We start from the raw sequence: 6222 nt of genomic DNA, 5'->3' as shown, positions 1-6222 counted from the left end.
CATGAGGGCCTTCCTGGTCGCCAGGTGTGCGGTTTCGTCGCTACACACCAGGCCAGAAGGCCCTCACCCATTTCAAGATCACCTACCGGTGATCACCGTCACCAACCTCCATGGACAGAACACCTAGGGCGTGTCTCAAAGTCCCGTCTGGGCCGCGGTGCCTGGCACGCACGCTGGCTGCGTTGTCGGTCGTCGGCGCAGCCCGCTGCGCTCTCTCCCCCTCGGCCTCGCGGCCTGGGAGGTGCCCCCACCCTCCGCCTTGCGATCGCACGCACCAGACGCCGCGTCCCCCGGCCTACGGCCGGACGACGCTACTTTGAGACACGCCCTAGCCGTCATTTCATTTGGAGTCGTCGGTGGCAGATGAGAGGTGACCAGACGGTGCAGATTGGCCCACACCCGCGCCTCGGACCACTCGGTGAACCGGTGGGCCGCCAGACGTCAGTGGTCGCCGTTGCGCGGAGTGTGCGCCTGCTCAGTGGCCCGCGGGGCCGGGGCAGCGGAAGTCACCCTCCGTGCGGAGATGGAACTTCACCAGCCGGACCTGGTCACTCTTGACGGATACCGAACCATCCCCGCGGGAGGAAAGGAGCGTCAGACGGTCGGCGTCGGGGTTGTAGGACATGTACGCCTGACGAGGGTTGAGCCGATCGCCGTGAGTGGACAACTCGTCCGCCGGCACCGTCGGTTCGACGCAGTACCAGCGTGCGTGAAGACCGAAGAACCTCGTTCTTTCCGGAAGGACATCGGGGTTGGCAGAGCGAACGAGCGAGGCAGACTCAGCGGCATGGCTGATCGAGCTACGCACCGACCATGCCATCGTGAGCGTGGCCAGGACGAGGACTGCGGTCAGCGCAGGTACGCTGCCGCGGCGCACCAGGTGGAAGTGCCGCAGAAGGCCCCAGGCGGCGATGAAGAACAGCGCGCTGAACAGCGGGGGTAATCCGACTTGGAGGTAGGCGTCGAGCTGTCCCGGCGCAGGGATGGGGAAGTCATCGGGGGCCACGCCCAGACCTTGGGCGAATTCATCCACGGTCAGGTGGCCCAGGCCGGGCAGCGTCAGTGTGAGCACGGCGATGAGCAGGGGCAGCACGGTCACGCTCAGGGTGCCCCATCGTTGGCGGCGGGCGAAGAGGGTGAGGCCGGTGCTGTAGTAGACGACGAATGCAACGGCCACGAGCACATCCTGCCACTGCCATAAGACCTGTCTGTCGGCAATCGTGAAGGCCAGGGCGATGCAGGCAGCCGTGCCCAGCATGAACAACAGGGGAAGGCCGACCCGGTCGCTGCGGCGCACCCCGATGCGGACCTGCTGGTCGGCGGGTACAGCGTGGCGAGCAAGGGCGAGCGCGGTATCGCGGTCACCGTAGATGCTCTCTCCGACGTCGAACCGTCCCGTGAGCACGCCGAGGCGATGGAGGCTGGCGCGCGGGCCATGGGTATGAGGACTCAGAAACGCCTGCCACATCCGCTCACGGCGTCTCGCACGCCGAGGCGGGTCGCGGAAAACGCGGCCGGTCAACGGCAGCTGCTCACGCTTGACCACCTCCTGAAGCAGCCAGTTCGCTTCGTGCCCGGCACGGCGGCGTGCGCCGGCAACCGGTATCGCCACCCAGCGGAAGCAAGACCCGTCCTCAGCAACGGGCGGCGTGTCCGCAGGGGCCGGTTCCCGGTGAGGCCACTCCAGCGCGTCGAACGTGCGCGCAGCCCGCTCCCGCTGCTCGCTGCCTCCGTCGATCTGCACCAGCGCGCTCACGCTCTGGTCCGGCTTCGGTCCGCCGCTCTCCACCGGGGCCCCTCTCACACCTCGCTGCACTACCAACACAACGCTAAGGCACGGGAGTTGACCGGGTCATTGAACGTCTGCACTACCGGGACGAACGTAAGCCCGAGCGCTTCCTCACCTTCACCGCCACAGCCTCAACCCTCACCTGCCACCGACGACTCCAGATGAAATGACGCCTCAGCCGTCCTTCCGCACAGCCCGCGAACTCCCACACCCGCGGGCCCCGTTCGTCACGGCCCGGGCTGCCGCTTCGCGGCGTCCCGCAGCGCGCCGTAGGGCACGCTCGCCTTGACGAGCACCTCCTCGAACTCCTCCTCCGGGGAGGAGCGGCTGGTAATGGCCCCGCCGACGCCGAAGGATGCGGTTCCGTCCTCCACGACCACGGTCCTGATGACGATGTTCAGGTCCAGTGAGCCGTCGAAGCCGAGCCAGCCCAGCGCCCCCGAGTAGATGCCGCGGGCCTCGCCCTCCAGATCGCCGATGATCTCCATGGTCCGCTTCTTCGGCGCGCCGGTCATCGACCCGCCGGGGAAGCAGGCGCGTACGGCGGAGAGCGCGGAGCTGCCGGGGCGCAGCCTGCCGCGCACGGTGGAGACCATCTGGTGGACGGACGTGTAGCTCTCGATCGCGAACGCTTCCGGCACGTGGACGCTGCCGGGCTCGCAGACGGCGTTCAGGTCGTGGCGGACGAGGTCGACGATCATGAGGTTCTCCGCCCGGTCCTTCACGGACTGCGTCAGCTCCCGCCGCAGCGCCTCGTCCTGGGACGGCGTGGCGCCCCGGGGCCGGGTCCCCTTGATGGGCCGCGATTCGACGACGCCGTCGGCACCGGCGCGCAGGAACGTCTCGGGCGAGGAGCTGAGTATCTCGGTGCCGCCGAAGCGCAGGTACGCCCCGTACGGGACGGGGCTGATGCGCCGCATCCGGGCGTATGCCTTCTGCCCGGAGGCGACGGGGAGGCCGGCCGCGCGGTTGGTCAGGCAGATCTCGTAGCTCTCGCCGTCGCGTATGAGTTCCTGCGCGCGCTTGACCTTGTCCAGGTAGCTCGCCTCGTCGTCGCGCAGGTCGAGACGCGACTCGTGCACCGGGCCGGGACGGAAGGCGACGTCGGCGGCTCGGGACCGCCCGTCCCGCACGCCGTCGCTGTGGCCGTCCCGCGCGACGTCGCCGCTGCCGTCGCCGCTGCCGCGGGTGGTCGTACGGCTCCCCCCGTCCGTCGCGTCCGGGCCGTCCCCCTGGTGCGGGGTCTCGCCGGGCGGGGAGGCTCCGCACAGGTAGGCGCGGCCTTCCCGGTGGTCGAAGAGGAGGAACTCGCGCGTGTGCAGGAACCAGGCGTCCGGCGTCGTGGCCCGGAACCGTTCCGAGCCGCCCGTCAGCGCCTGCAGTTCGTATCCGAAGTAGCCGACCAGGCCGCCCTTGAACGGCCAGGGCCACTCGCGTCCGTCCGGCATCTCCAGCTCCACCCGCACCGCGGACGTGACCTGTTCCAGCATTTCGAAGACGTCGCCTTCGACGGCCGCCCGGCCCGAGGGCCCTTCGAGCGTGAGGGTGCGCGAGGGGAGGTCGTAACTGAACGAGACGGCGCCCGCGCAGCTGCCCCCTCCCATGGCCGAGAGCCGTGCTTCGGGGTGTTCGCTGTTCTCCGAGTCGAGCCAGAAGGCGCGGGGGTCGCCGGCGTAGCGGCGTGCGAACTCCTCCTCGGGGCTGCCGGCGTCCGGCAGCGGAACCGCCCGCAGGGTGAGCCGGGTCTCGCCGCCCGCCTCCTCGAAGGCGCGGACGGCGGGGGCGCGACGTGACGCCGTGCCGCCCCCGCCGCGGCGGGAGGCCATGCGCAGGAAATTGGACAGCAGGCGGTGCCCGCCCTGCGTCTCGATCGACTCCGGGTGGAACTGCACGCCCCACACCGGCAGTTCACGGTGGGCGAGGCCCATCACCAGTCCGTCCGCGTTCCAGGCGACGGCCTCCAGCTCGTCGGGGAGGCCGGTGCTGACGAGGGAGTGGTACCGGACCACGGGCAGGTCCTGGGGCAGCCCCTCGAAGAGTCCCGTGCCCGTGTGCGTGACGGTGTCGACGATGCCGTGCACGGGTTCGGGGGCGTGTGCCGTGGTGCCGCCGAAGAACTCGGCGATGCCCTGGTGGCCGAGACAGATCCCGAGGACGGGCAGGCCGCAGCGGGCGATGACCTCCGCGCAGACGCCGAAGTCCGCCTCCTCGGAGGGGCGCCCGGGCCCGGGCGAGAGCACGACGGCGTCGGCCGACCGGAGCGGCAGGTACGTGTAAGGGGTCGAGTTGGGCACGATCACGGGCGACTCGCCGCTGACCTCGTACAGGTACTGGGCGATGTTGTTGGTGAACGAGTCGTAGTTGTCGATCAGGACGACGTTCACGGTCTGTCCCCCGCCGCTGCGATGCGCGAGATCATGTGGCCCTCCTGCGGACGTCCCGGCGACGATGCGCTCCGAGGTCCCCGGGGGTTCCGTTCTCCGGCGGAGGCCCGCCCCCGTGGGTGCTCCCGGGCGTGCTCCCGAGCCGAGGGGCGGCCCTGAGTGCGGGCGCGCATGTCGAGTCTTCCGTCCCGTCCCGTCGCCGGACGGTCCAGCTCGGGGTCGTGTCCCCGGCGGTTCGGGCGTCGGACTCAATGATAGGGAAGCCGCGCCCGTCCACGACGGGCGCGGCTCAGCAGCCGCTCACCAGGCGCTCATCTGGCGTTCTCGCGGACGCGCGGGTCCCGCCGGGCCAGAGCGACCCCGGCCCGCATGGCGAGGCTCGCCGCGAGGATGACGCCGCCGAGCACGAGCCAGCCGAGCGTGCCCTGGTAGAGCACCAGCCAGGTCAGGGCGAGGGGGGCGATGGCCTCCGACAGCGTCGAACCCATGCCGAAGAAGCCCTGGTACTGCCCGTACTTCCGGTCCGGGACCAGCCGGAAGCTGATCTCCGTCATGCTCGCCGTCTGCTGCATCTCGCCGAACGTGAGCACGACGACGGCGGCGAGCAGCGCGACCGCGGCCCCGAGCGGCGAGCGGGGCATCCCGGAAACGGCGTAGAGGGCCATGCCCGCGAAGAGCAGCAGCCCGGACCAGCGCAGTGCGCGCAGTCCGTCGTCGATGCTCCTGACGCCCTTGGCCACGCGGTACTGGAAGAACACGACCAGCACGGTGTTGACGACGAAGACCGCCCCGATCGTCCAGGCCGGAGCCTCGGTCTCCCGTACCACCCACAGCGGCAGCGCCACGTCGATGAGCGGCACGTGCAGCACGAGGAGCACGTTCAGGGCGCCGACCGTGACGTAGCCGCGGTCGCGGAAGACCCCGAACGGCGAGTTGCCGCCGCGCTCCCCGGCGCCCTCCTCCCCCGCCCCCTCGCCGGGCGCGGCGCGTCCCGGGCGCGGCACGCGCAGCAGCAGGAGACCGGCGGCGAAGAAGGAGAGCCCGTCGAGGGCGAACGCCGCCATGTACGCGGGCGCGTTGTCCGCGGCGAGGACCCCGGCACCGATCGCGGCGCCCACGGCGAGCCCCCCGTTGGAGCAGGAGACCAGCACCGCCCGGACCCTGGTCACCTGGCCGGCGGGGAAGACCCGCGCGATCATCGCGGAGCGCGCCGAGTTCGCCCCTTCCGTGGCGGTGGCGAGGAAGCACGCGACGACGCAGAAGACGATCAGGCTGGGCCGGAGCAGATAGGCGCCCAGCGCCAGCCCGGACGTGCACAGCATGGCGACCGTGACCGTACGCGGCTCGAAGCGGTCGGCGAGGTGGCCGACGGGCACGCCGAGGGCCATCGCGACCATCCAGGACGCGGTGAGCGCGGCACCGTAGTGGATGGGGTCCAGGCCCACGACGCGTGTGAAGTAGAGGGCTGCGACGACGTAGAAGATGCCGTCGCCCATGTAGCTGACGACGTACGAGACGGCGAGCGGACGCACGGCCGGGCCCAGCTTCGCCTGCTCCTGCGCCTCCTCCCGGGCGGGTGCGCCGGCCGTCATCGGGCGACCGTCTCGGGCCGCCGTCCGGCGCCGCCTCCCCGGAGGATGCGCTTCCACCCGCGGCGGACGTCCCTGCCCGCGGGGGCCGGCCCCGCGACGTCGAGATCATCGCCCATGACGGCAGCGCGACGCGGTCCGCCCGACATCCGACTCCCCCTGTTGATCCGGCTTCCCCACGCCCCGCACAGCGCGAATCCCCCGAGCACGCCCCCGGAGGCTCACGTCGCACCGCTCGGCAGGCCGGGACGGCCGGTACGCAGTTCCGCAGGACGGCCGCCGTCGCGCTGCGGTCCTTCCCCCTTCCGCCACCTCAGGGCGGAACGGGGAGCATATTGCAGTGCGCAGGCGACCGCCCCCGGTTTTCCGGCGGTACGCGCCGGCGGCCGTACCCGGCAGGAGCGGGTGCCGTACGTCCTCGGTCCCGGGGCTGCGAAGGGAAGATCCGCCCGCTCTGGTC

General features: G+C 71.1%; 3 protein-coding genes and 1 pseudogene. 1 reads left to right on the top strand and 3 read right to left on the bottom strand.

Translation table 11 applies throughout. The annotated features are described in order from the left end of the window. Nucleotides 1-475 precede the first annotated feature (475 nt). Nucleotides 476-1756 (bottom strand): DUF2339 domain-containing protein, encoded by a 1281-nt coding sequence (locus H181DRAFT_RS27715; protein WP_139131771.1) that lies wholly within the window; start codon nucleotides 1754-1756, stop codon nucleotides 476-478. 104 nt (nucleotides 1757-1860) lie between these two features. On the opposite strand from H181DRAFT_RS27715, the pseudogene H181DRAFT_RS29080 reads away from it, so the two are divergent. Next, nucleotides 1861-1959: pseudogene (locus H181DRAFT_RS29080) on the top strand (IS5/IS1182 family transposase); the annotation flags it as partial. A gap of 57 nt (nucleotides 1960-2016) precedes the next feature. Here the strand turns inward: H181DRAFT_RS29080 and pabB are convergent. Together pabB and H181DRAFT_RS27700 are read right to left on the bottom strand one after the other, a co-directional pair. Beyond that, nucleotides 2017-4173, bottom strand: coding sequence for an aminodeoxychorismate synthase component I (gene pabB, locus H181DRAFT_RS27705; protein ID WP_045867188.1), 2157 nt, complete (start codon nucleotides 4171-4173; stop codon nucleotides 2017-2019). A 311-nt stretch (nucleotides 4174-4484) separates the two neighbouring features. After that, nucleotides 4485-5765 carry an MFS transporter gene (locus tag H181DRAFT_RS27700; protein ID WP_045867187.1) on the bottom strand — a complete coding sequence of 427 codons (1281 nt, stop codon included), beginning with the start codon at nucleotides 5763-5765 and terminating at the stop codon, nucleotides 4485-4487. Nucleotides 5766-6222: the final 457 nt, after the last annotated feature.

The sequence above is a fragment of the Streptomyces sp. WMMB 714 genome (assembly GCF_900090125.1).
Lineage (GTDB): Bacteria > Actinomycetota > Actinomycetes > Streptomycetales > Streptomycetaceae > Streptomyces > Streptomyces daqingensis.
This window is presented reverse-complemented; position numbering and strand designations above follow the sequence as displayed.

What these genes read in the sequence shown, in the direction of transcription:
- H181DRAFT_RS27700 (WP_045867187.1), bottom strand. Translation starts at nt 5,765, where the DNA reads ATGACGGCCGGCGCACCCGCCCGGGAGGAGGCGCAGGAGCAGGCGAAG.